Origin of the sequence: Rhodococcus sp. SORGH_AS_0303 (assembly GCF_030819335.1) — a bacterium.
In the GTDB taxonomy this organism is placed as follows: domain Bacteria; phylum Actinomycetota; class Actinomycetes; order Mycobacteriales; family Mycobacteriaceae; genus Rhodococcoides.
This window is the reverse complement of record NZ_JAUTBO010000001.1, coordinates 3,130,694-3,153,453: the sequence shown is the minus strand read 5'-3', so window position 1 is coordinate 3,153,453 and position 22,760 is coordinate 3,130,694. Positions and strand designations below refer to the sequence as shown.

Annotated in this window: 23 protein-coding genes and 1 pseudogene; 11 read left to right on the top strand and 13 right to left on the bottom strand. The window is 69.2% G+C overall.

From position 1 onward, the window contains the following. Positions 1-10: 10 nt before the first annotated feature. The 4 genes and pseudogenes from QE449_RS14760 to QE449_RS14745 form a co-directional block, all read right to left on the bottom strand. Complete coding sequence (locus QE449_RS14760; RefSeq protein ID WP_307109046.1) at positions 11-859, bottom strand: lytic transglycosylase domain-containing protein; 849 nt, start codon at positions 857-859, stop codon at positions 11-13. Positions 860-1,009: 150 nt separating this feature from the next. Next, positions 1,010-2,131: a lytic transglycosylase domain-containing protein gene (locus QE449_RS14755; protein ID WP_307109045.1), complete on the bottom strand. Its 1,122-nt coding sequence runs from the start codon at positions 2,129-2,131 to the stop codon at positions 1,010-1,012. A 65-nt stretch (positions 2,132-2,196) separates the two neighbouring features. Further along, positions 2,197-2,814, bottom strand: coding sequence for a DUF1003 domain-containing protein (locus tag QE449_RS14750; protein ID WP_081821023.1), 618 nt, complete (start codon positions 2,812-2,814; stop codon positions 2,197-2,199). Continuing rightward, positions 2,807-4,085, bottom strand: a pseudogene (locus QE449_RS14745) (magnesium transporter MgtE N-terminal domain-containing protein). The gene QE449_RS14750 and the pseudogene QE449_RS14745 overlap by 8 nt, the downstream one beginning before the upstream one ends. 55 nt (positions 4,086-4,140) lie before the next feature. Here QE449_RS14745 and QE449_RS14740 point away from each other — a divergent pair. From QE449_RS14740 to QE449_RS14715, 6 genes are all read left to right on the top strand, one after another. Next, complete coding sequence (locus QE449_RS14740; protein ID WP_307109044.1) at positions 4,141-5,142, top strand: CoA ester lyase; 1,002 nt, start codon at positions 4,141-4,143, stop codon at positions 5,140-5,142. Then, positions 5,139-5,630, top strand: a complete 492-nt coding sequence (locus tag QE449_RS14735) for a general stress protein (protein ID WP_027503852.1) — start codon at positions 5,139-5,141, stop codon at positions 5,628-5,630. The genes QE449_RS14740 and QE449_RS14735 overlap by 4 nt, the downstream gene beginning before the upstream one ends. Positions 5,631-5,802: 172 nt before the next feature. Further along, positions 5,803-7,176, top strand: a complete 1,374-nt coding sequence (locus tag QE449_RS14730) for an extracellular solute-binding protein (protein WP_231476097.1) — start codon at positions 5,803-5,805, stop codon at positions 7,174-7,176. Next, a complete protein-coding gene (locus tag QE449_RS14725) occupies positions 7,173-8,111 on the top strand; it encodes a carbohydrate ABC transporter permease (protein WP_027503850.1) in 939 nt (312 codons plus the stop codon). Before QE449_RS14730 ends, QE449_RS14725 begins: the two co-directional genes overlap by 4 nt. Positions 8,112-8,114: 3 nt before the next feature. Next, positions 8,115-8,945 carry a carbohydrate ABC transporter permease gene (locus QE449_RS14720; protein ID WP_027503849.1) on the top strand — a complete coding sequence of 277 codons (831 nt, stop codon included), beginning with the start codon at positions 8,115-8,117 and terminating at the stop codon, positions 8,943-8,945. 4 nt (positions 8,946-8,949) lie between these two features. Further along, positions 8,950-10,110: an ABC transporter ATP-binding protein gene (locus tag QE449_RS14715; protein ID WP_056442586.1), complete on the top strand. Its 1,161-nt coding sequence runs from the start codon at positions 8,950-8,952 to the stop codon at positions 10,108-10,110. 67 nt (positions 10,111-10,177) lie between these two features. Here the strand turns inward: QE449_RS14715 and QE449_RS14710 are convergent, their stop codons facing one another. Further along, entirely contained in the window at positions 10,178-11,026 is an 849-nt protein-coding gene (locus QE449_RS14710; RefSeq protein WP_307109043.1) for a chromosome partitioning protein ParB, read from the bottom strand. Beyond that, entirely contained in the window at positions 11,016-11,726 is a 711-nt protein-coding gene (locus QE449_RS14705; protein WP_027503846.1) for a metallophosphoesterase, read from the bottom strand. The genes QE449_RS14710 and QE449_RS14705 overlap by 11 nt, the downstream gene beginning before the upstream one ends. A gap of 60 nt (positions 11,727-11,786) precedes the next feature. On the opposite strand from QE449_RS14705, the gene QE449_RS14700 reads away from it, so the two are divergent. The 4 genes from QE449_RS14700 to QE449_RS14685 all read left to right on the top strand — a co-directional run bounded on the left by QE449_RS14700 (position 11,787) and on the right by QE449_RS14685 (position 15,038). Next, complete coding sequence (locus QE449_RS14700; RefSeq protein ID WP_222627377.1) at positions 11,787-12,401, top strand: suppressor of fused domain protein; 615 nt, start codon at positions 11,787-11,789, stop codon at positions 12,399-12,401. 28 nt (positions 12,402-12,429) lie between these two features. Continuing rightward, entirely contained in the window at positions 12,430-13,308 is an 879-nt protein-coding gene (locus tag QE449_RS14695; RefSeq protein ID WP_307109042.1) for a PHP domain-containing protein, read from the top strand. Then, positions 13,305-13,562, top strand: coding sequence for a hypothetical protein (locus QE449_RS14690; RefSeq protein ID WP_027503843.1), 258 nt, complete (start codon positions 13,305-13,307; stop codon positions 13,560-13,562). The genes QE449_RS14695 and QE449_RS14690 overlap by 4 nt, the downstream gene beginning before the upstream one ends. A 243-nt stretch (positions 13,563-13,805) precedes the next feature. Continuing rightward, positions 13,806-15,038 carry an NADP-dependent malic enzyme gene (locus QE449_RS14685; RefSeq protein WP_373428301.1) on the top strand — a complete coding sequence of 411 codons (1,233 nt, stop codon included), beginning with the start codon at positions 13,806-13,808 and terminating at the stop codon, positions 15,036-15,038. A 6-nt stretch (positions 15,039-15,044) separates the two neighbouring features. Here the strand turns inward: QE449_RS14685 and QE449_RS14680 are convergent, their stop codons facing one another. The 4 genes from QE449_RS14680 to QE449_RS14665 are packed head-to-tail and all read right to left on the bottom strand — an operon-like array spanning position 15,045 to position 18,503. Beyond that, positions 15,045-15,725: an ABC transporter permease gene (locus QE449_RS14680; RefSeq protein ID WP_027503841.1), complete on the bottom strand. Its 681-nt coding sequence runs from the start codon at positions 15,723-15,725 to the stop codon at positions 15,045-15,047. After that, positions 15,722-16,399 carry an ABC transporter permease gene (locus QE449_RS14675; protein ID WP_056442575.1) on the bottom strand — a complete coding sequence of 226 codons (678 nt, stop codon included), beginning with the start codon at positions 16,397-16,399 and terminating at the stop codon, positions 15,722-15,724. The genes QE449_RS14680 and QE449_RS14675 overlap by 4 nt, the downstream gene beginning before the upstream one ends. Next, positions 16,399-17,535, bottom strand: coding sequence for an ABC transporter ATP-binding protein (locus QE449_RS14670; protein ID WP_027503839.1), 1,137 nt, complete (start codon positions 17,533-17,535; stop codon positions 16,399-16,401). The genes QE449_RS14675 and QE449_RS14670 overlap by 1 nt, the downstream gene beginning before the upstream one ends. Next, a complete protein-coding gene (locus tag QE449_RS14665; protein WP_027503838.1) occupies positions 17,532-18,503 on the bottom strand; it encodes an ABC transporter substrate-binding protein in 972 nt (323 codons plus the stop codon). The genes QE449_RS14670 and QE449_RS14665 overlap by 4 nt, the downstream gene beginning before the upstream one ends. Positions 18,504-18,583: 80 nt before the next feature. On the opposite strand from QE449_RS14665, the gene QE449_RS14660 reads away from it, so the two are divergent. After that, entirely contained in the window at positions 18,584-19,423 is an 840-nt protein-coding gene (locus QE449_RS14660; protein ID WP_307109040.1) for a glycine betaine ABC transporter substrate-binding protein, read from the top strand. Here QE449_RS14660 and QE449_RS14655 read toward each other — a convergent pair. Genes QE449_RS14655 through QE449_RS14645 form a run of 3 tightly spaced genes read right to left on the bottom strand, consistent with a single transcriptional unit; the run spans position 19,403 to position 22,755 of the window. Continuing rightward, a complete protein-coding gene (locus QE449_RS14655) occupies positions 19,403-20,314 on the bottom strand; it encodes an alpha/beta hydrolase (RefSeq protein ID WP_307109039.1) in 912 nt (303 codons plus the stop codon). The genes QE449_RS14660 and QE449_RS14655 overlap by 21 nt on opposite strands. Before the next feature lie 21 nt (positions 20,315-20,335). Then, positions 20,336-21,175 carry an SDR family oxidoreductase gene (locus tag QE449_RS14650; protein ID WP_222638150.1) on the bottom strand — a complete coding sequence of 280 codons (840 nt, stop codon included), beginning with the start codon at positions 21,173-21,175 and terminating at the stop codon, positions 20,336-20,338. Then, the gene (locus QE449_RS14645) at positions 21,172-22,755 is read right to left on the bottom strand and encodes an NAD(P)/FAD-dependent oxidoreductase (RefSeq protein WP_027503834.1); all 1,584 of its coding nucleotides are present in this window, start codon (positions 22,753-22,755) and stop codon (positions 21,172-21,174) included. Before QE449_RS14645 ends, QE449_RS14650 begins: the two co-directional genes overlap by 4 nt. Positions 22,756-22,760: the final 5 nt, after the last annotated feature.

Genomic DNA, 22,760 nt, shown 5'->3' with positions numbered 1-22,760 from the left:
CGGTACCGCGTCAGTGAATTCGGGGCAGGTCCGCTTCGGAGGGGGCGATGCCGGTGGAGTAGGCGACCGACCACGCGACCACGTTGGCCACGTAGGCCATCGAGTTGTTGTAGCGCAGGATCGCCTGTGTGGCCTGGATCGGATCCGCCATGTTCAGGCCGCCGTCGCACAGGTACTTCCCGGTGGTGGCGGCGCTGTCGAACAGGTTCTGCGGGTCGGCCCTGCCGTCCCCGTTCCCGTCCGTGGCGTAGTGCTTCCACGTCGCCGGCAGGAACTGCATCGGCCCCACGGCGCGGTCGTACGTGGCGTTGCCGTCGAGCTCGCCGCCGTCGGTGTCCATGATCACGTTGTTGCCGGCGAGGCTGCCGTCCAGGACCGGCCCGAGGATCGGCTCGAACAGCGTTCCGTCGGCACCCGCCTTGCCGTCGTTCGCGTGGGTGGACTCGACCCGGCCGATACCGGCGAGGAGTGCCCAGTTCATCGAGCAGCCGGGGGTGGTCTGCGCCAGGAGGGTCTCGGCGCTCCTGTAGGCGGCGACGTTGATGCCCGGGACGCCGAGCGGGCCGGCCGCGAGGGACTCGGGCAGCGCGGGGGCGGGAGCGGGCTCCGGCGCGGGCGGTGCCACGGGCTCGGGCGCGGACTGCGTGGTGGGTGAGGGCGCGACGTCCACTGCCGGGGCCACGTCGGTGGGCTCGAGGGCGGACTCGCTGGCCGTGGTGTGCGTTCGGAGGAACGGGATGTCGGCGCTGGCGCCGTAGCCACTGGCCACGGTGATCGCTCCCGCGGGGATCAGACCGGTCAGCGCGATGACCGTGTTCCGTCGCAGAGTGGAAGACGATCGTTTGCGGTGCCGACCCACGGATACACAACCTCCTCGCCCCCGCGAGACTCGTGATCCGCGACGACTGTTCCCGCCCCGTTCCGGGGCGCTTCCGACCTTTGCTGTCGGAGCGAGGCTACCCGATCCGTTGCCGATCCGTTACCGGCCCGTGATGTGAGCCACGACCAGTCACGGTGTCGTGACGGACGTGTCCTGCTCAGGTGGGGCGGGTGGTGCCATTGGTGCAGGAGGGCACAGGAGACACGGGATCGTGGGGAGCTCGATGACCGGGAGCGGCGGCAGTCCGGGGATGCCGAACGCCGGCGGTGGTGTCACCGGAGTGAGCGAGGTGTCCGGCATCGCGGTGGTCGTGGCGGTGGTCGTCGGAACCGCGGTCGAGGGATCCGTGACCTCGCCGCCGGCGGCGGCCGCCGCGGCGACGGCCAGCGCGTCCGCGGGGGAGGGCGCCGCCTCGCCGATCCGGCCGACGACAGGGGTGCCGCCGCCGGAGTACGCGGCGGACCAGGCCAGCACGTTGGCGGTGTACGCGGCGGAGTTGTTGTAGCGCAGGACGGCGGTGGTCGCCTGCGCCGGATTCGTCATGTCAAGGCCGCCCGAGCACAGGTACTTGCCCGCGGCGAGAGCCGCGTCGAAGACGTTGTTCGGATCGCTGCGACCGTCGCCGTTGCCGTCCGAGGCGTAGCCGGCCCAGGTGGCGGGGATGAACTGCATCGGCCCGACCGCACGGTCGTGCCCCGCGTCCCCGTCGAGCGCGCCGCCGTCGGTGTCGGTGATGACCGCGTCCGCGGCCGACCGTCCGTCGAGCACCGGGCCCAGCACGGACGTGATCGTGGTGCCGGCGGCATCGGTACGGCCGCCGCCCGCGTGGCCGGACTCGATGCGCCCGATGGCGGCGAGCAGGTGCCACGGCAGGTGACAGCCCGGTGTCGAGGTGGCGAGCTGGGCCTCGGCGGAGCGGTAGGCCTGCAGGACGAGTTCGGGAATGCCGAGTGCGCCGACGAGCACGGCGGACAGCGGCGCCGCAGCAGCGGCCGGGGCGCCCGCGGGCGCGGCGACGGCTGGTTTCGGGGACCGGAACGCGACCGGTTGCCGATCGGCGGGCTCGACCAGGCCGACAGCGCGCTCCCGTGGTGGGAGTGTCGGCGCCGCAACCGATTCAGCAGACGCCATCGCGACGGAACCGTGCGCGGAACTCGGCGTCACCGAGCCGGCGGCCAGCGTGACCGCGCTGAGGAGAAGAATCGAGGCACTCAGTGCACCTCCGAGTCGAGAGTCTCGACCGACGCGCATACGACAAACCCCCACGAACACTCGGCTGCGCACTCACCGAGACCCGACGCGCAGTGTGACCGAGGTTACCGTCGCGTGTCCTCGCTGTGGTCGAAACGAGTTGTTTCCTCGACGGAAGGGGCGGCGGCGAACGAGGTGGAGTCCTCGTCGACCGACTTCTTGCGAGACTTCTTGCGCGCCTTCTGTTCCTCGGCCGCCGCCTGCGCGGGATCGAGCAGCGCCGCGCGCAGGTCGTCGAGTTCGCGGCGGAGGTAGTCGCGCGTGGCGACCTCGCCGACCGCGATCCGGAGCGCGGCGAGCTCACGAGCGAGGAACTCGGTGTCCGCCTTGGTCTGCGCGGCGCGCGAGCGATCTTCCTCGAGCGACACCCGGTCGCGGTCGTCCTGCCGGTTCTGAGCGAGCAGGATCAACGGGGCCGCATAGGCGGCCTGCGTCGAGAACGCCAGATTGAGCAGGATGAAGGGGTAGGGGTCCCACTGCAGGCTCACCGCGAAGACGTTGAGCAGGATCCACACGATGACGATCCCCGTCTGGATCGCCAGGTATCGCCCCGTACCGAGGAATCGCGCGACGTTCTCGCCGGTCCGGCCGACCGAGTCGACGTCGATGTCGAGCTTGAACCGTCGGGATCCGCGTGGAGTGTCGAGGCGCTGTCTGGCGGTCGCCGCCGACTTCTCACTCATGTCCCACGTGCTCCTGTTCGCGCCAGTCGTCGGGAAGAAGGTGGTCCAGGACGTCGTCCACGGTCACGGCGCCGATCAGATGCTCCTCGGCGTCCACGACCGGTCCGCAGACCAGGTTGTACGCCGCGAAGTATCGCGTGACGGCGGCGAGACTGTCGTCCGGGGAGAGCGTCGACAGTGTCGTGTCGATCACGCCGCCGACCAGACTGGCGGGCGGTTCGCGCAGCAACTGCTGGAGATGGACGCAGCCGAGGTAGCGGCCCGTGGGCGTGGCCGTCGGCGGTCGCACGACGAAGACCAGTGACGCGAGGGCGGGCGTGAGGTCGGGGTTGCGCGCACGAGCGAGCGCCTCGGCGACCGTCGCGGACGCGCTCAGCACCACCGGTTCCGGTGTCATCAGACCACCCGCCGTGTCGGGGGAGTGCTCGAGGAGACGTCGCACCGGTTCGGAGTCCTGCGGATCCATCAGGCGCAGCAGCGATTCGGCCTCCGGCTCCGGCAACTCGCCGAGCAGGTCGGCTGCGTCGTCGGGGTCCATGGCCTCGAGCACGTCGGCGGCACGGGCGGGGGCGAGCGCCTGCACCAGGTCGATCTGATCGTCGTCGGGCATCTCCTGGATGACGTCCGCGAGGCGCTGGTCGTCCAGGGCGAAGGCGACCTCGAGTCGCCGCTTCTCCGGGAGGTCGCGGATCGCGTCGGCCACGTCGGCGGGCCGGAGTCCCTCGAACTGGGCGAGAAGCTGTGACACACCCTGACCCGGCAGGGACAGATCGGACCAGGTGAGGCCCTGCACGTTCTGCCAGTCGAGCACGTGGATGCTGCCGCGGCGACCCAGCCGGGTGCGGTGGGGGCGCACGGCGACGCGCGCGATGACCCAGTCCCGCGTGCGGGTCTGCTCGATACCGAGGTCGACGACGACGCAGTCCACGCCGTGCAGGTCCTCGGCGTCCGGATCGTCGGTCCGGACCCGCGAGTCCAGGACCTGGGCCAGGGCCAGCACCTCGCCCGGTCGCTGGACGAAGCGGCGCATACTGACGTTGCCGGTGGTCAGCGTCACCGACGTCGGTTCGACGGCCGTCACGCGCAGCATCGGAACGAAGATCTTGCGCCTCGTGGCCAGATCGACCACGAGGCCGAGGACGCGGGGTTTGCTGGCGGCCGACGCGCACGGTCACGACGATGTCGCGGACACGGCCGATGCTCTCACCGTCGGGTCCGAGCACCACGAGGCCCGCGAGCCTGGCGGCGAACACCTTGTTCACTGCTGCCATGGGCGCAACAGTAGACGGGGGCCTCGCACGCGGTGCGGGCCGATAGTGTGCCGTGGTGACCACCACAGTGCCGCGCGCCCGCCTCCGACGCTCCGTGCTCGCCGTGCCGGGCAGCAGTCCGAAGATGATGCGCAAGGCTCTGAGCCTGCCCGCCGACGCCGTCTTCCTGGATCTCGAGGACGCGGTCGCGCCGGCCGCCAAGGCGCAGGCGCGCATCGACGTCGCCGACGCGCTCGGATGGGCCGGGTGGGGCACGCAGCTCCGGCTCGTGCGGGTCAACGACTGGACGACGGAGGCCACGTTCCGCGACGTGCTCGAGGTGGTCGGACGGGCGGGTGCCCACCTCGACGCCCTCGTCCTGCCCAAGGTGCGCTCGGCCGGTGAGGTGCAGGCGCTCGATCTGCTTCTGACACAACTCGAACGCGAGTCGGACCTACCGGTCGGCCGCATCGGGATCGAGCCGCAGATCGAGGACGCCGTGGGTCTGCTCCACATCGACGCCGTCGCGACGGCCTCGCCGCGGGTGCAGACCCTGGTGTTCGGGCCGGGTGACTTCATGGCCGACGTCGGCATGCGCACCCTCACGGTGGGTGAGCAGCCGCCCGGCTACGAGCGCGGCGACGCCTACCACCACGTGCTGATGACGATCCTGCTGTCGGCGCGGGCCCACGGGCTCCAGGCGATCGACGGACCCTGGGTTCAGGTCCGCGACACCGACGGGTTCACCCGCGCCGCCCGGCATTCCGCGGCTCTGGGCTACGACGGCAAGTGGGTGCTGCACCCCTCGCAGATCGACATCGCCAACGAGACGTTCTCGCCGCGCCAGGCCGACGTCGACCGCGCCCACGACATCGTCGAGACCTACCGTCGGTACCTCTCCGTCGACGGGGGAGCGCGCGGGGCCGTCATGGTGGGGGACGAGATGGTCGACGAGGCGGGTCATCGAATGGCTCGGGCCCTCGTCGAGGCCGCCGACGCGGCCGGCATGGTGCGCAGCGGTGCGCGGCCCGCACCGGACCCCACGACCGACCCGCCAGCAGGCACAATGGAGTCATGACGAACCCCATGTCGCAGTCCGGCCGCCCCGGACAGGGCCTCCCCACCCCGCCGTCGGGCTGGCCCATTGGTTCCTATCCCACCTACGCCGAGGCGCAGCGCGCGGTCGACTACCTCTCCGATCAGGAGTTCTCGGTCCAGGACGTCACCATCGTGGGTGTCGACCTCATGCAGGTCGAGCGTGTCATCGGTCGCCTCACCTGGGCCAAAGTGATTGGCGGCGGCATCATCTCGGGCGCCTGGCTCGGTGTCTTCCTCGGACTCGTTCTCGGAATCATCACGAACACCAACTACCTGAGCGCGCTCCTCGTCGGTGTGCTGGGCGGCATCGTCTTCGGACTGATCTCGGCCACCATTCCCTACGCGGCGACCAAGGGGCAGCGCGACTTCGCGTCGACGATGCAGTTGGTCGCGGGGCGGTACGACGTGCTGTGCGAGCCGAAGACGGCCGAGAAGGCGCGCGATCTGCTGGCGCGTCTCGCCATCTGACCTCTCACCACCGACCCGTCGGTACCGAAAGCATCACGGGATTGCAACAAGCCACCGTTTTCCTCTCAGCTTTCGACTAGGTTCCACTTCGCAGGGAATGCGTGTCCAACGAAGCACACGCTGCGGAGTCGGGCCGACTGTGGCGCCTTCTCTTGCGGCAGAGGAGGCGGTCGTGCCGAAGAGGTACAGGGCGAGGAAACTCGCAGCGACAGGGGCCGCCGCGGTGGTGGCCGGAAGTCTGTTGGCGGGGTGTGGATCCTCCGACGACGGAATCGTGTTGAGCTTCTACACCGCCGCCGACGGCGCGGAGCAGTACGCGGCGGCGGCGCAGGCGTGCACCGAGCAGTCGGGCGGCGCGTACCGGGTGGAGCAGCGCACGCTCCCCAAGAGCGCCAACGATCAGCGCCTGCAGCTCGCTCGCCGTCTGGCGGGCAACGACCGCACGCTCGATCTGATGACACTCGACGTGGTCTGGACCGCCGAGTTCGCCGAAGCCGGTTGGGCACTGCCGGTTCCGGACGATCTCGAGGCGAAGCTGCGTGACGGATCGGTGCTCGAGGGCCCGCTCGCCACCGCCGAGTGGCTCGACCCCGAGACAGAGCAGAAGGACAAGCTGTACGCGGTCCCGCTGAACTCCAACACCCAGTTGCTCTGGTACCGCCCGGACATGGTGCCGAACGGCCAGCCCCCGGCGACGTGGGACGACCTCATCGCCACCGCCGGCGAGAACGCCGCCTCCGGCAAGCCCGCGGCCATCGGTGTGCAGGCGAAGCAGTACGAGGGCTTCATGGTCTGGTTCAACACCCTCCTCGAGAGTGCCGGCGGATCCGTCGTCGGCGAGGACGGCACCACCGTGACACTGAACGACACCCCCGAGCACCGCGCGGCCACCGAGAAGGCGCTCTCGATCATCAAGAGCGTCGCGACCGCTCCGGGCGCCGACCCCTCGGTCTCCCAGAGTGACGAGGGCACAGCACGTCTCGGCGTCGAGGCGGGCACCATGTTCGCCGAGGTGAACTACCCGTTCGTGCTCCCCGGACTCAAGGAGAACGCCGCCGCGGGCGGCGTGTCCTTCCTCGACCTGTCCACCGTTCCCGCCGACCAGCAGGACGCAGCGGTGAACGAGGTGTTCCGCAGTGCGCCGTACCCCTCGGTGAACCCCGGTGAGCCCGCCAAGGTCACCATCGGCGGGTTCAACATCGGTGTCGCCAAGACCACCGAGCATCCCGACGAGGCGTGGGCCGCCGTCGCGTGCCTGACCGACGAGCAGAACCAGCGCAACAACGCCGTCGACGGCGGTGTGCCGCCGGTGATCCGCTCGCTCTACGACGATCCCGAGTTCCAGGCCGCCTACCCGGCATGGGAGGGCGTTCTCGGCTCGATCGAGAGTGCCGCGGTCCGACCGGTGTCGCCCGCGTACCAGTCCATCTCGATCCTCCTGACCGACGCGCTCAACCCCCCGCAGGACATCGATCCCGTGGGAGACGTCGACAGGCTCGCCGATCTGGTCCGCCAGGCCGTGAACTCCGAAGGGCTGATCCCATGACCGTCACCGACGAGCCCCGACGCCCGCAGAAGCACGCCAAGGCGGCCGAGGCGGTGTCCGAGGGCAAGAAGGCGGAGCGCCGACTGGGGCTCCTGCTGGTCGCTCCCGCCGCGATCCTGATGATCGCCGTCACCGCGTATCCCATCATCTACGCCTTCTGGCTGAGTCTGCAGAAGTACAACCTGGCATTCCCGGACGACAAGGAATTCGTCGGCCTGTCCAACTACGTCTCCGTCCTCACCGACGGCTACTGGTGGACGGCGTTCGCGGTGACCGTGGGCATCACCGTCATCTCGGTGATCATCGAGTTCGTCCTCGGCCTCGCGGTCGCGCTGGTCATGCACCGCACCATCTTCGGGCGCGGCGTCGTCCGCACCGTCGTGCTGATCCCGTACGGCATCGTCACCGTCGCCGCCGCGTACAGCTGGTACTACGCGTGGACACCGCAGACCGGCTACCTGGCCAACCTGCTTCCCGAGGGCAGTGCGCCTCTGACGCAGCAGCTTCCGTCGCTCGCCATCGTCGTGCTCGCCGAGGTGTGGAAGACGACGCCGTTCATGGCACTGCTGCTGCTCGCCGGTCTCGCGCTCGTTCCCGACGATCTGCTCAAGGCGGCCCAGGTGGACGGCGCCGGCGCGTGGACCCGACTGATCCGCATCATCATCCCGTTGATGAAGCCGGCCATCCTCGTGGCGCTGCTGTTCCGCACGCTCGACGCGTTCCGCATCTTCGACAACATCTACGTTCTGACGAAGGGCAGCAACAGCACCGGTTCGGTGTCGATCCTCGGGTACGACAACCTCTTCGGGGCGTTCAACCTCGGTATCGGGTCGGCCATCAGCGTGCTGATCTTCTTCTGCGTGGCCATCATCGCCTTCGTCTTCATCAAACTGTTCGGGGCCTCCGCACCCGGCTCCGACGCGGAAGGACGCTGACCCATGGCAGCCACCACGAAGACGAAGGCCGGCTGGTCCATCGTCAACCTTCTCGTCCTGCTGTACGCACTGATCCCGCTCGTGTGGATCATCAGCCTGTCGTTCAAGCCGGTGGCGAACATCGCCGACGGCAAGTTCATCCCGACGACGTGGACGTTGGACAACTACAAGGGCATCTTCCAGACGTCCCAGTTCACCAGCGCCCTGATCAACTCCATCGGCATCGGTCTCATCACCACGCTCATCGCGGTGGTCATCGGCACGATGGCGGCCTACGCCGTCGCTCGTCTCGACTTCCCCGGCAAGAAGCTCCTCGTCGGCGCCGCGCTGCTCATCGCGATGTTCCCCCAGATCTCGCTCGTCACACCGCTGTTCGACATCGAGCGTGCACTGGGCCTGTTCGACACCTGGCCGGGCCTGATCATCCCGTACATCACGTTCGCGCTCCCGCTCGCCATCTACACGCTGTCGGCGTTCTTCCGTGAGATCCCCTGGGAGCTGGAGAAGGCCGCCAAGATGGACGGTGCCACCCCGGGACAGGCGTTCCGCAAGGTCATCGCACCGCTCGCGGCACCGGGCATCGTCACCGCGGCGATCCTCGTCTTCATCTTCGCGTGGAACGACCTGCTGCTCGCCATCTCGTTGACGGCCACCGAGCGTTCGGTCACGGTGCCGGCAGCGATCTCACAGTTCACCGGTAGTTCGCAGTTCGAGGAACCGACGGGCTCGATCGCGGCTGCGGCCGTGGTCATCACCATCCCGATCATCATCTTCGTCCTGTTCTTCCAACGTCGTATCGTGGCGGGCCTGACGTCCGGCGCAGTGAAGGGATAAGTCCATGGCCGAAATCGTTCTCGACAAAGTGACCAAGCTGTACCCGGACGGTGCCGCGGCGGTGAGCGACGTCGACATCACCATCGCCGACGGCGAGTTCATCATCCTGGTCGGACCCTCCGGCTGCGGAAAGTCCACCACGCTCAACATGATCGCCGGCCTCGAGGATATCTCGAGCGGCGAGCTGCGCATCGCCGGTGAGCGCGTGAACGAGCGGGCACCGAAGGATCGCGACATCGCGATGGTGTTCCAGTCGTACGCGCTCTACCCCCACATGACGGTGCGCGACAACATCGCCTTCCCCCTCACACTCGCCAAGATGAGCAAGGAGGACATCGCGAAGAAGGTCGACGACGCCGCCCGCATCCTCGACCTGGGCCAGCACCTCGACCGCAAGCCGTCCAACCTCTCCGGTGGTCAGCGTCAGCGCGTCGCGATGGGACGCGCGATCGTCCGCAGCCCCAAGGCGTTCCTCATGGACGAGCCGCTGTCGAACCTCGACGCCAAGCTGCGCGTGCAGATGCGGACCGAGATCGCCCAGCTGCAGAAGCGTCTCGAGACCACCACGGTGTACGTGACGCACGACCAGACCGAGGCCATGACGCTCGGCGACCGCGTCGTCGTGCTCCGCGGCGGGCTGGTGCAGCAGATCGGCTCGCCGCAGGAGCTCTACGATCACCCGCGAAACCTGTTCGTGGCGGGCTTCATCGGGTCGCCGTCCATGAACTTCGTGTCGGGTCGTCTGACGGACGGCGGGGTCACCACCTCGCTCGGCGAGATCCGGTTGAGCGACGAGGCGCGGCAGAAGATCGCCTCGAAGAACGCGAAGGGGGACGTCGTCGTCGGCATCCGCCCCGAGCATCTCGAGGACGCCTCGCTCGTCGAGTCGTACCAGAAGATCAACGGCAGCACGTTCTCAGCGCGAGTCGAGGTGCTGGAGTCGATGGGGTCGGACAAGTACATCTACTTCTCCGCCGAGGGCCCCAAGGTCACCTCGCGCGAACTCGACGAGCTGGCCGCGGACTCCGGCGCGGACGGCGGCCAGTTGGTCGCTCGACTCTCGGCCGAGTCCGCCGCTCGCATGGGTGAGTCCATCGAGCTGTGGTTCGACCAGAAGCGCGTGTCGGTGTTCGACGTCGAGTCGGGTGCCAACCTGACGCTCTGACCGCTCGAACGCGACGACGGCCCCCACCGCACGGTGGGGGCCGTCGCCGTCTCGGTCGGCGCCCGTCTCAGTTCGGGGCGGCCTCCTTGAGCTGCGCGATGATCTCGTCGTTCCAGATGTGACTGCGCACCAGGCGGTAACGCTCGCGCGCCACCCACATGTAGGCCTCGGCGTCGGTGTGGCGGGTCAACATGCCCCCGACGGACCGCACCATCCGGACGACCGGCAGGAACTCCTCACCGAACCAGCGGCGGGCGACGGTGCGCCGGTCGACGAACTCGCCGAGCTCCTGCATCAGCCGGAAACCCCAGGCCTCCACCGCATCCGAGAGTTCTGCGTACTGCCACGGATCCGTGAACTCGATCGCCTCGCGCGACTTCCCGGTGAGGGGGACGCGGCTGAGGAAGATGCGCCGGTGATCTTTCACCAGGAGATCGCCCCTCGTGGAGATGCCGTCGGGGGAGATGCGGGTGATGATCTCGGTGACGTAGGCCTCGATGGTGAGACTGTGCATCGCGCAGGCGATGGACACGCGATGGTGCCCGTCGATGACGAAGTGCATGCCGCCGACGCGATACACCTCGATGGGCGGCATCGGTTCGCCGCGGCGCCAGGCGGTGGCGAGGCGCTGCCAGCGTTCGCGTGTCCGGGTCGACGTCGGGCGGAAGTACCGGTCGAAGTCGCGGGTGCGATCCACGCTGCCCACGATCGAGTCGACCCGGATGACCTCGAGTCCGACGCGGCGCTCCCGCACCTTGCCCAGGGCGGCGACCACTTCGTCGAACGGCAGGACCGTGTTGATGTCGTCCGGTTGACGGCGCAGCCAGCCGACCAACCGCGCCACGTCCGCGCGCCGGCGCTGGCGGGAGAAGTCGTTCTGCGCGTCGGCAGCGGGGAATCCGGTGTCACGAGCCATGACGTCGCCTCTCGATGATGGGCGCGGTGTCGCCGCCCGGGGTGATGTCGATCAGGGCGTAGCCGACGGTGTTGATCACCGTGGCTCCGTGCAGCTGTCGGTCGGCCGGCCTCGTGCCGTGCGGGTGGATGTGTCCGTGGACGAGGAGCTGAGGCCGCAACCGCTCGGTGAGCGGATCGAGACACCGGAAACCGCGGTGTGGTGCGTCCTCGGCGTCGCCGACACCGAACGGTGGGCTGTGGGTCAGCAGGACGTCGACCCCGTGTGCGTCCGCTCCGCGTCGCAGCAGCGGGTGCCAGGTGTGGGTCCGGATCAGGGAGCCGGAGCGCCGCTTCTGCTGCCGTTCCGTCCACTGGTTGGGTCCGTCGCGGTAGCGGATGGACCCGCCCAGCCCCGCGATCCGCAGACCGGCGGCGCTGACGATCCGTCGATCGGCGTTGACGGCGCCGTCCGGACCGGGCCAGCTCGACGGCAGCCCGGCACGCATCCAGCCGGCTCGACCGGCCGAGTACCCGGTGAGGTCGGCGTCGTGGTTGCCGGGGACGAAGACGCACGGGGCGTCGGCGGCCTCGGCGAGGTGCTCGAGGTACTCGAACGGCAGGTCGCCCGCACCGAGGACCAGGTCGACGTCGAACGGGAGTGTGCGGGCGTTCCACAGGCCTTCGACCACCTCGTCGGACACGGTCAGCACAGTCACCACACGCAGGACCGTACCGGCACGCCGGTCCCGTCGGAGCCGGTACGGACGTCGTGGGGTTGGATGGACGGTGTGAGTGGGAGCGACGTGACAGCGCAGGTGCGAACCCATCTGCAGACGGTGCTCGGTCAGGACGACCCGTCCAGCGCGTCCGTGACCTTCCTGGGCCTCGAGCCGCTGGAGGTGTTGCTGTTCGCTGCCGACGTCGAGGGAGTCGTGCGGTTCACCACTCTCGGGTGCTCGCGGCATCCGATGGCCGACCCGTCCGACATGGTCACCGACTCGCAGCGAGGCCCGCGCGCCGAGCTGATCCTGGCCCTGCGCGGAGTCGACGAGTCCGTCGCCGAGGTCTGGCGCACGCTCGCCGTCTTCGCCGCGTCGCCCGCGGTGGAGGGCATCGTGCTGGTGCCCGACGCCCTCCTGGACGCCGGCGAGCCTCTCTGGCCCGGCGCTCCGTTCACGGCGGTGCTGCTGACGGCCGAGTCCGGGGTGGCCGACCTCGAGCTGCCCGAACCGTACGATCCGGTGCGGTTCCTGCGGGCAGTCCCGATCACCGGCACCGAGGCCGCGTGGGTGCGCCTGCGCGGAGCCGATGCGTTGCGCGACGCGTGGACCGAGGCGGGCATCGACATCGCCGACCCGCGGCGCTCGGCGGCGTCGCTGCGCCCGCCCACCTGAGCGCTCGCGCACCTGACAGACTGGGCGCGTGCTGATCGATCTCCACACCCATTCCACGTCGTCGGACGGAACCGAGACGCCCACCGAGCTGATCGCCACGGCGACCGCCGCGGGCCTCGACGTGATCGCGTTGACCGACCACGACACCACTCACGGCTGGGACGAGGCCGTGGCCGCGGTGACCGCGACGCCCGGTGCGCCCACCCTGGTCCGTGGCATGGAGATGTCGTGCCAGGGCCGCGGAGCCGACGGTGACCCGGTGACGGTGCATCTGCTCGCGTACCTCTTCGACCCCGGGCACGTCGCCTTCGCCGAGGAGCGCAGCCGGTTGCGTGGGGAGCGGGAAGTGCGTCTGCGCAGCATGATCGACCGTATGGCGGCCGACGGCTACGACGTCGACGCCGACACCATCCTGGCCGCGGCAGGTCCGTCGGCGGGCCGCCCGCACCTCGCCCGTGCACTGGTCGCGGCCGGAGTCGTCGAGACCGTGGACGACGCGTTCACCGACCTGCTGCGGACCGGTGGGACGTACTACGTCGAGAAGGCGGACACCCCACTCGACCTCGCCGTCGAGTTGATCGCCGACGCCGGGGGAGTGCCCGTCATCGCCCACGCCCGCGCGCGCACGCGAGGTCGGCTCCTGCACACCGACCACATTCTCGAGCTCGCCGCCGGTGGGCGACTCGGCGGACTCGAGGTCGATCACCCCGACCACAGCCCCGAGGACGCGGACGTCCTGCGCGACATCGCGCGCGAGCACGATCTCGTCGTGACCGGATCCTCCGACTACCACGGCACCAACAAGACGACGCCGATCGCGGCCCGCACCACCGCCGAGGACCAGTTCGACGCGTTGGTGAGCCGGGCGACGGGCGTGCCGCTCGTCGTACCCGGAGGCCGCCGGTGAAGGCGCTCAGCGGATCGATCACCGCGGGTCTCGTCGTCCTCACGGCGCTCGTCATCGCCGCCGCCGTCGTCGGCGGTGATCGGGGATTCCCCGGCCCCGGCACCGCGTCCATCGCGTGGCACGTCGCCGCCGTCGTCGCGGCGCTCCTGCTCCAGCGGATCGCCGACCATCGCTCGCGTGGGGTGTCGTTCCTCGGCTCACTGGGCGTGCTGGTGGTCGCGGGAGCCCTGCTGTGGACGCAATGGTGGGGCTGACGAGACAAGGGTGAGGCTAACCGGCACCTGTTTGCTCCCGAGGAACCGGCGGTGGCACACTGGCTCCACTCGCGATCACCGCCACCCCGTGGTGATCGACCCCGGTCACCGCTCGTCGGTGGCGCGCGAAGTCGGCTCACCCGCCGCGCACGCATCGAGATGTCGCCTGCCCTCGGTTCTCATCCCCCGGGCGCGCATCTCGACTTCCCCTCACGCCTGTGATCCGCACCCTCCGTGCGGACGATGAAGGAGCGCCCAGTGACCGCCGCAACAGATCCGACCCGACACACGACCGGCCTCCGGCCTGCCCGCGACGACCTCACGACCATCACGGACGACGAGATCTTCCTCAGCCACGTGGGCGGTAAGCTGTCCGTCGAGCTCACCGCGCCGCTCGAGACCAAGCGCGACCTCTCCATCGCGTACACCCCCGGGGTGGCCAAGGTGAGCAGTGCGATCGCCGCCGATCAGGAGCTGGTGAACAAGTACACCTGGACCGAGCGACTCGTGGTGGTGGTCAGCGACGGCTCCGCGGTATTGGGTCTGGGCGACATCGGCCCGCGCGCCTCGCTGCCCGTCATGGAGGGCAAGGCGGCACTGTTCAAGAAGTTCGCCGGCCTCAACTCGATTCCGCTCGTGCTCGACACCAACGACGTCGACGAGATCGTCGAGACGCTGATCCGCCTGCGGCCCAGCTTCGGAGCCGTGAACCTCGAGGACATCTCGGCACCCCGGTGCTTCGAGATCGAGAAGCGCGTCGTCGAGGCACTCGACTGCCCGGTCATGCACGACGACCAGCACGGTACGGCCATTGTCGTCCTGGCTGCGCTGAAAGGCGCTGTGGCAGTGCAGAAGCGCGAGCTCGCGGGTCTGCGTGTCGTCATCTCCGGTGCGGGAGCCGCGGGCGTCGCGTGCGCGAACGTCCTGCTCGCCGCGGGCATCTCGGACGTGGTGGTGCTCGACTCGAAGGGCATCGTCGGTGCGGATCGCGCCGACCTCAATCCCGTGAAGGTCGACCTCGCTTCGCGTACCAACCCGCGCGGCCTCTCCGGGACGGCTGCCGACGCCCTGACCGATGCGGACGTGTTCCTCGGGGTCTCCGCGGGGAAGATCGGGCACGAACTCATCGCCTCGATGGCAGACGACAGCATCGTCTTCGCCCTCTCCAACCCGAACCCGGAGATCCATCCGGAGGACGCGAAGAAGTACGCCGGCATCGTCGCCACCGGACGCAGCGACTTCGCCAATCAGATCAACAACGTGCTCGCGTTCCCCGGTGTGTTCCGCGGTGCTCTCGATGCGGGCGCGCGGCGCATCACCGAGAACATGAAGCTCGCCGCCGCGGACGCGATCCTGTCCGTGGTCGGCGACGATCTGAGCGTCGACATGATCGTGCCCAGCCCACTCGACCCGCGGGTCGCTCCGGCCGTCGCGGCGGCAGTGGCCGCGGCTGCGAAGGCGGACGGCGTCGCCTGAGAGGTCTCAGAGACGGGGCGCGCGGCGCAGCCGCCCCGTCCCGGGCGCCGAGACCCACACGGCGAGGGCCAGCAGGCCGTCCGCCACGAGAGCCAGCACGGCCACCAGGATCGCGCCGACCACCACTCGGTCGTAGCTGTAGAGCGCCAGACCGTCGAAGATGTACCGCCCGAAGCCGCCCAGGTTGACGAAGGCGGCGACGGTGGCGGTGGCGATGACCTGCAGGGTGGCGTTGCGGATGCCCCCGAGCAGCAGCGGCAGCGCGTTGGGAATCTCCACCCGCAGCAGCACCTGGCGTTCGGTCATGCCCATCGCCCGTGCCGCGTCCACGACGGTGGCGTCGACATTGGCCACACCCGCATACGTCCCGGCGAGGATGGGCGGAATGCCCAGGAGCACGAGGGCGATCAGTGGTGGCACCAGGCCCAGCCCGAGCAGCAGGACGAGGAACGTCAGCACGCCGAGCGTCGGCAGCGAGCGCAGACTGTTCACCAGGCCGACCAGGGCCACCTCGCCGCGGCGCAGGTGCCCGATCAGCAGTCCCAGCGGAACCGCCACGACGACGGAGAACAGTACGGCGAGGAAGCTGTACCAGACGTGCTCGGTGAGACGCGTCGCGATGCCGGTGCCGCCGGACCAGTTGGCGCCGTCGAGGATGTAGCCGATCGCGTCGGAGAAGATGCTCATGCGCGGGCCTCCGTCACTCGTCGCCGGCGCGTCGAGGGCGCACCGGCGCGGGTCCACGGCGTCAACGCACGCCCGAGCAGGAACAGCAGCGCGTCGAAGACCAGGGCCAACACGACGATCGCGATGATGCCCGCCAGGATCTGGTCGGGGTAGTCGCGCTGGTAACCCTGGGTGAAGAGCTGTCCGAGACCACCGATGCCGATGACCGACCCGACCGACACCATCGAGATGTTGGTGACCGCGACGACGCGGACGTTCGCAACGAGCACGGGAAGTGCCAGCGGCAGTTCGACGGTCGCGGCGCGGCGGAACCGTCCGAAGCCGACCGCGGTGGCCGCGTCGACGACGGCGGGGGACACCGAGTCGAGTGCCTCGGGCACTGCGCGGACGAGCAGCGCCGTGGAGTACACCGTGAGCGCGATGACCACGTTCAACGGATCGAGGACACGCAGTCCCGCGATGAGCGGGATGGTGACGAACAGTGCGAGCGAGGGGATCGTGAACGCGACGCTCGCCACCACCAGGGTCAGACGCCGCAGCCAGCCCACCGTGCGCACGGCCGCGCCCACGGGCACCGCGACGACCAGTCCGACGAGCAGCGGCACCAGCGACAGGTACAGGTGGGTCCGCGTCAGCTCGAGGACGATGTCGATGTTGTCGATCAGCCAGCGCATCAGGGCTTCTCGAAGTACTGGCGGCCGCGCTCGCGGTCCTCGGCTCGACGCTGGTCCGCCAGCAACGCCACCACCTCGGTGGCGTCGATACCGCCCAGGACGGCGCCGTTCGCGTCGACCGCCACGCCGACGCCGGACGGCGACGAGATGGCCGCGTCCAGCGCCTGTCGCAGATCGCCCGACGGCGGGTACAGCGAACCGCCCGCGGAGGTGCTGTCCGCGATGCTCGCGCCGGACTTGAGCGCCTCGAGGCCGGTGACGTCCATCCAGCCTCGCGGACGGCCCTCGGCGGAGACGACGAGAAGCCACTGGCCCTGGTCGAGACGGATCGACGCCGCGTCCTGTTCCGACGCCGTCGTGATGGGATGCAGGGACACCCCGTCACCGTGGCGGAACGACAGTCCACGGTAGCCGCGGTCCCGACCGACGAAGGACGCGACGAAGTCGGTCGCGGGAGCCGACAGCACCACGTCGGGGGTGTCGTACTGCTGCAACGTTCCGCCGGTGCCGAACACGGCGATGCGATCGCCGAGTTTGATGGCCTCGTCGATGTCGTGCGTGACGAACACGATGGTCTTCTTCAGATCGGCCTGCAGCCTGAGCATCTCGGTCTGCAGGTCTTCGCGCACCACCGGATCGACGGCGCTGAACGGCTCGTCCATCAGCAGGATCGGAGGATCTGCCGCCAGGGCACGCGCGACCCCGACGCGCTGCTGCTGGCCGCCCGACAGCTGAGCGGGGTACCGGGTGGCCAGCGACAGATCGAGGCCGACGCGCTCGAGGACCTCCATCGCGTCGCGACGGGCCTCCTTGCGTGAACGACCCGTCAGCACCGGAACGGTGGCGACGTTGTCGACGACGGTGCGGTGAGGCAGCAGGCCGGCGCTCTGGATGACGTAACCGATACCCAGCCGGAGTTTGACGGCGTCGACGGTCGAGATGTCTCGACCGTCGACGCTGATCGTGCCCGACGTGGGCTCGATCATCCGGTTGATCATTCGCATCGAGGTCGTCTTGCCGCAGCCCGACGGGCCGACGAAGACGGTGAACGACCGGTCCTCGATCCGGAGATCGAGAGAGTCGACCGCGAGCGTTCCGTCCGGGTACTGCTTGGTGACTCCCTCGAACGAGATCACGAGACCGGCTTGTCCAGACCCTGCTCGACGACCCAGGCGTTCGCGGCGGCGGCGGGCTCGGTCTTCGCGTCGCCCGACACCTCCTGGTTCAGCGCCAGCAACTCCACCGTCGTGAGCTTGGCCGACACGGCGTCGAGGACGGCGGTGAGCTTGTCCGACTTCTTCGACGAGTTGTAGACCGGGACCACGTTCTGCGCCGGGAAGTTGTTGTCCGGGTCGCCCAGTGCCACGAAGTCGTTCTCGACGATCGCGGGCGTGGTGGTGAACAGGTTCGCCGCGGTGATGTCCCCCGCAGCGAGGGCGGCCACGGTGGCCGGGCCGCCGCCGTCGGAGATCGGGACGAAGTTGGCGGCCGGGATGTCGACGCCGTACTTGTCGCGCAGGCCGGGCAGGCCGACGGGACGCTCGGCGAACTCGGGCGGCCCACCGAACTTGACCTCACCCGCGTACGGCGCGAGATCGGCGATGTTGGTCAGGTTCCAGCGCGTCGCGGTGTCCCGCGTGACGACGACGGCGTCCTTGTCCTCGCCGGGGGCCGGCGTGGATGCCAGGAGGTCGTCGCTCAGTGCCGCCGTGAGGGCGGTGTTCACCTCGTCGGGCGCCGTGGCCGTGGCCTCGGGGTCCAAGTACAGCAACAGGTTTCCGGTGTAGTCCGGGATGAGGTCGATGGAGCCGTCGCGCACGGCCGGGATGTAGGCCTCACGGCTGCCGATGGACAGGCGTGTGCTGGCGTCGAAGCCGTTGGCCTTCAACGCGTCGGCGTAGATGTTGGCGATGATCTCGGACTCGGTGAAGTTCGCGGAACCGACGACGATGGTGTTCGGATCGCCTCCGCTACCACCCTCACCGCCGCTGCTCAGTGGATCGGAGTCGCCGCCGCAGGCGGACAGGGTGAGTGCTGCAGCGGCCACCAGAGCGGTGGCGGCGACGCGCACGGAACGTGAGGTGGTGCGACGTGTCGTGTTCACTGTTCGAGTGTAACGATAGGCCCCGACACCGGCCCGCTTTCGGCGCCGGAACGCCGGTACCGGGTTCGAGAGGATGGTCGATGCAGGTCTGCAGGTCGGCCGTCGCGGCGTTGCTCGCGGCCTCGGTGGTGGCCGGGTGTTCGAGTACCGGCGGCCCCGAGGGGACGACGCGCCCGCAGCCGCTGGTGGTCGCCGACACCGGAACTCCGGTGCAGACGGTGCTGGCGCACCTGTACGCCGACGCGCTGTCACGCGGGGGAGCGGCCGCTCGGGTGGACACGGTCGACGGTCTCCCCGGCGCGCTCGCCGGCCTCGACGACGCCTCGGTCGAGCTCGTCCCCGGCTTCACCGGATCGTTTCTGGCGCAACTGGATCCGTCGTCCGCCGCGCGGGCGCCCGAGGACGTCTACGCCGATCTGGCGCGTGCACTGCCGGAGTGGCTGGCGGTCACCGACCAGGGTCTCGCCGAGAACGGGCCGACGGTGTCCGTCACCGCGGCCGCGGGATCGGCTCTCCCCGAAGCCACTCTGTCGGCTCTGTCTCCGCAGTGTTCCCGCCTCTCCGCCGCCGTCGACCCGGCCGTCGATGCGTCCGCGGTGACACGGGCCCTCGCCGAGAGTTACGACTGTGCGTTCGCTCCTGCCGGCCCCACCGAGGTGACGATCGTCCGGGCCACGGACCGGGTCGCCGTGGTCGATGCGACCGACGTGGTGCTCGCCGACGATCGAGACGGCCTCACCGCCGACGTCCTCGTCCCTCTCGTCCGCAAGGGCTCCGTGGACGAGACACTGGACCGTCCGCTGCAGATCATCGCCGGTGAACTCACCACCGCGGATCTCGCGGAGATGGTCGACCGTGTCCGCGGCGGCGAGGATCCGGGCGCGGTCGCCGCGAGTTGGCTAGGGACGCAGTCGTTCTGAGTGGGCGGTCGCGTCGCGGACGAAGGCGCCGATCTCCCTGACCGCTGTCGCCGCCTCGGCCAGCAGGGTGGCCTGCAGGTGGGCGACGTGCCACAGATCCGTGAGTTCGGTGCACCGCACGGAGACACCGGCCTCGGTCAATGCGTCGACGAAGCGAAGGATCTGGGGCCGCAGGATCTCGTCGGCGGAGTATTGGATCAACGTCGAGGGGAAGCCGGTCAACGTGCCACGCACGGGGGCGTAGCGCGGATCGGTCGGGTCGCCGTCGCCCAGATACTGCCGCGCCGAGTTCCGCAACCAGCGAGCGTCGAGCAGGAAGTCGCGCGGCGCCGGGAAGTCCTGGTCCGCCGGATCGGCCCACGGGGAGATCATCGCGACGCACGACGGTGGTGTGCCACGGTCGACGAGCGCCTGTGTCGTCGCCGCGGCCAGACCGCCGCCGGCCGAATCACCGACCACGGCAATGTGATCGGCCGCGACACCGTCGGCGACCAGCCCGTCGAACACGGCCAGTGCGTCCTCGAGCGCGGCCGGGCAGGGATGCTCCGGAGCCAGACGGTAGTGCGCCGCCACCACGACGGCGCCAGTGTCGCGGGCGAGCGACGACGTGACGACGCGGTGCGTCAGCGGCGACCCCAGCGTGTACGCACCGCCGTGCAGATACAACACGGCGGTGCGGCGGACGGTGGCACCGACGGTGACCCGTTCGACCGGGACACCGCCCACGGTCTCGCTGCGGATCACCGTGCCCTCCGGCAGCGGTAGGGACCGGGCCGCGACCTCGAGCAGTGTGCGCTGCACCGGAACCGGGAGGCGCGGATTCAGAATCACCCGGAACACGGGCTTCAGAACCCGCGACACCACGGGCAATGGCAGAGTCATCGGTCGCATCGCCCGAACCTACCGTCAGCCTTACCGCTGGGTGGTCGTCCGCGGCAGGACGCGCGAGGACAGCCTGACGATGATGTCCTGGTACCGCGATCCCGTGATGCGGGCGAGGGCGTCGAGCGCGCGGGCGTCGTTGCCGATGAGCACGCGGGCCTTGTTCTTCTCCACTCCGCGCAGGATCACCAGGGCGGCCTGCTCCGGGGTGGTCTTCGCGAGGCGACGGTCGAAGAACTCGGCCACCGACTTCTGGTCCTGGCCCTCGGCGACGGTCGCGTTGCGGGCGATCGCCGTCTTGATGCCGCCCGGGTGGACACATGTGACGTGCACCGGGTGGCGGGCGATCAGCATCTCCTGGCGCAACGCCTCGGTGAAGCCGCGCACGGCGAACTTGGCTGCGTTGTACGCGGACTGGGACGGGATCGACAGGAGGCCGAACAGGCTGGACACGTTGACCACGTGACCGTCTCCCGACTCGACGAGATGCGGGAGGAATGCCTTCGTACCGTTGACGACGCCCCAGAAGTCGACGTCGATCACGCGCTCGAGATCCTTGAACTCGGTCTTCTCGACGTCGCCGTGGAAGGCGATGCCGGCGTTGTTGTAGATCTGGTTCACCACACCGAAGTGCCGACGCACGGTCTCCGCGTAGTCGAGCACGCTGCCGCGTTCGCTGACGTCGAGGTGGTCGCTGCGGACCTCTCCGCCGCGCTGCTCCACGGCCGCCACGGTGGCGGCCAGGCCGACCGAGTCGACGTCGGACAGCGCGAGTCGTGCTCCGCGCGAAGCCAGTTCGAGAGCCAGCGCACGGCCGATCCCCGATCCGGCTCCGGTCACCACGGCCACTCGTCCACGGAACTCGCTCATCGGGAGATCGCCTTCTCGTCGTCGTTGTCGGTCGTCGCAGGGGTGGGGGTGCCGTCGACGGCGCTCACAGGCCTCGTGACGTCGCCGGCCGCGAGGGCGTCGTATGCCTCGAGGTCGAAATTGCGGGTGATGCGGCGGAACTCGAAGGTGAAGTCCGGCCACAGCGTCGTGTTGTTGCCGTGCTTGTCGAGGTACCAGCTCGCGCACCCGCCGTTGAGCCACACCGTCTTGTTCAGCTTGGTCTGCAGGTCGGCGTTGAACTCGTCCTGCACCTCGCGGCGCACCTCGACGACACCGAGATCGTGCTTGTCGATCGTGTTGAGCGCGTCGATCACGTAGTTCAGCTGCGACTCGATCATGAACACCATCGAGGTGTGCCCCAAGCCCGTGTTGGGTCCGACCAGGAAGAACAGGTTGGGGAAGCCCGCGACCGTGGCGCCCTTGTATCCCTGCTGTCCGCGCTCGTCGAAGACCTCGGCGAGCGAGCGGCCGTCCTTGCCGAAGATGCCCTGGAAGGTGGGGGAGTCGGTCACGTGGAATCCGGTGGCGACCACCAGGGCGTCGATCTCACGCTCGGTTCCGTCGGCCGTCACGATGGAGTGCGCCCGCACCTCACGGATACCGTCGGTCACCAGGTCGACGTTCGGTCGATCCAGTGCCGGGTAGTAGTTGTTGGAGATCAGCATGCGCTTGCAGCCGATGCGGAAGTTCGGCGTCACCTTGCGGCGCAGCTCGGTGTCGCGGATGCCCTTCGCGATCTGTCGGCGCGCGATGAACTCGAACGCCTTCATGAGCTTGGGGACGCGGGTGAGGCCGACGACCTGGGTCTCACGTGCGGCGTAGATGCCGGTGCGTGACAGACGCTGGTAGCCGGGGAGGTACTTGAACGCCAGCTTCTCGATGCGGGTGTACTCGCGGTCGAAGCGCGGGAGGACCCACGGGGCGGTGCGCTGGTAGACGTCGAGATGGGCGACCGTCGGCGCGATGGCCGGGACGATCTGGATCGCGGAGGCGCCGGTACCGATGACGGCGACGCGCTTGCCCTCGAGGCTCGCGTCGTGGTTCCAGCGGGCCGAGTGGAAGATCTCGCCCTGGAAATCGGTGATGCCGGCGATGTCCGGGAGGTTCGGCTCGCACAGGGCGCCGACGGCGGACACGACCTTCTTGGCCGTGAAGTTCCCCCGGGTGGTCACGATGTCCCACTGCGAGGTGGCGGTGTTCCAGCGGGCCGACTCGACGTGGCAGTCGAAGACGTGGCGGTCGTACACGCGGTACTGCCGCGCGACGCTCTCGATGTACTTCTGAATCTCCGGCTGACGGGAGAACGAGCGGGTCCAGTCCGGATTCAGCGCGAACGAGTACGAGTAGAGGTGCGAGGGCACGTCGCAGGCGGCACCGGGGTAGGTGTTGTCGCGCCACGTGCCACCGACGTCGCTGCCGCGCTCGAGGACCAGGAAATCGGTGCTTCCCTGCTGGCTCAGCTTGATCGCGGCGCCCAGTCCTGCGAAACCGCTGCCGATGATGATGGTGTCGACGTAGCGTGCAGCGACAGCGTCGGTATCTGTGACTGGAAGACTCATGAACC

Bases quoted from the DNA above. Each gene is read 5' to 3' on its own strand.
- QE449_RS14755 (WP_307109045.1), bottom strand. From the start codon at position 2,131: ATGCGCGTCGGTCGAGACTCTCGACTCGGAGGTGCACTGAGTGCCTCG.
- QE449_RS14750 (WP_081821023.1), bottom strand. From the start codon at position 2,814: ATGAGTGAGAAGTCGGCGGCGACCGCCAGACAGCGCCTCGACACTCCA.
- QE449_RS14735 (WP_027503852.1), top strand. From the start codon at position 5,139: ATGACGAACCCCATGTCGCAGTCCGGCCGCCCCGGACAGGGCCTCCCC.
- QE449_RS14725 (WP_027503850.1), top strand. From the start codon at position 7,173: ATGACCGTCACCGACGAGCCCCGACGCCCGCAGAAGCACGCCAAGGCG.
- QE449_RS14720 (WP_027503849.1), top strand. From the start codon at position 8,115: ATGGCAGCCACCACGAAGACGAAGGCCGGCTGGTCCATCGTCAACCTT.
- QE449_RS14715 (WP_056442586.1), top strand. From the start codon at position 8,950: ATGGCCGAAATCGTTCTCGACAAAGTGACCAAGCTGTACCCGGACGGT.
- QE449_RS14710 (WP_307109043.1), bottom strand. From the start codon at position 11,026: ATGGCTCGTGACACCGGATTCCCCGCTGCCGACGCGCAGAACGACTTC.
- QE449_RS14700 (WP_222627377.1), top strand. From the start codon at position 11,787: ATGGACGGTGTGAGTGGGAGCGACGTGACAGCGCAGGTGCGAACCCAT.
- QE449_RS14685 (WP_373428301.1), top strand. From the start codon at position 13,806: ATGAAGGAGCGCCCAGTGACCGCCGCAACAGATCCGACCCGACACACG.
- QE449_RS14680 (WP_027503841.1), bottom strand. From the start codon at position 15,725: ATGAGCATCTTCTCCGACGCGATCGGCTACATCCTCGACGGCGCCAAC.
- QE449_RS14675 (WP_056442575.1), bottom strand. From the start codon at position 16,399: ATGCGCTGGCTGATCGACAACATCGACATCGTCCTCGAGCTGACGCGG.
- QE449_RS14660 (WP_307109040.1), top strand. From the start codon at position 18,584: ATGCAGGTCTGCAGGTCGGCCGTCGCGGCGTTGCTCGCGGCCTCGGTG.
- QE449_RS14655 (WP_307109039.1), bottom strand. From the start codon at position 20,314: ATGCGACCGATGACTCTGCCATTGCCCGTGGTGTCGCGGGTTCTGAAG.
- QE449_RS14650 (WP_222638150.1), bottom strand. From the start codon at position 21,175: ATGAGCGAGTTCCGTGGACGAGTGGCCGTGGTGACCGGAGCCGGATCG.
- QE449_RS14645 (WP_027503834.1), bottom strand. From the start codon at position 22,755: ATGAGTCTTCCAGTCACAGATACCGACGCTGTCGCTGCACGCTACGTC.